The organism is Colwellia sp. BRX10-1 (genome assembly GCF_014077545.1).
Taxonomy (GTDB): domain Bacteria; phylum Pseudomonadota; class Gammaproteobacteria; order Enterobacterales; family Alteromonadaceae; genus Colwellia_A.
In genome coordinates, this window is the sequence record NZ_JACGWC010000097.1 from 1 (window position 1) to 596 (window position 596).

The 596-nt window shown below is 42.6% G+C and carries 1 protein-coding gene; it reads left to right on the forward strand.

The genetic code is table 11. The annotated features are described in order from the left end of the window. Window positions 1-596: Ig-like domain-containing protein (locus tag H4J75_RS19695; RefSeq protein ID WP_182223068.1), on the forward strand; the 596-nt coding region annotated here is incomplete at both ends.

Below are 596 nucleotides of genomic sequence, written 5' to 3' on the forward strand. Positions count from 1 at the left end.
GGTGCTGTGCCTGTGATTACTTATACCGTCACAGATGGTGCTGGTGATACACAGAGTTCTACCCTAACTATTTCAGTGACACCCGTGTCTGATCTAAGTGATGATAGTGAAACGGTTACGATAGCTGAAGATACAATTGCTACAGGTAATGTCCTCGATAACGCAGCAACTGCAGACGGTCCACTAACTGTTACAAGCTTTACGGTTGGTGGGAATACCTATAATGCAGGTGATACCGTTACTCTTACGGAAGGCGAGTTAACTTTAAATACCGATGGTAGTTATACCTTCACACCAAATGACAATTTCAACGGTGCTGTGCCTGTAATTACTTACATTGTTACTGACAGTGCAGGTGACACTCAGAGCTCTACCTTAACAATTTCAGTGACACCAGTTTCAGATTTAAGTGATGATAGTGAAACGGTTACGATAGCTGAAGATACAATTGCCACGGGCAATGTGTTAGATAATGCTGAAACAGCAGACGGTCCACTAACCGTAACGAGTTTTACTGTTGGTGGTAATACATATAGTGCAGGTGACACCGTTACCCTCACTGAAGGTGAGTTAACTTTAAATACCGATGGTAGTTA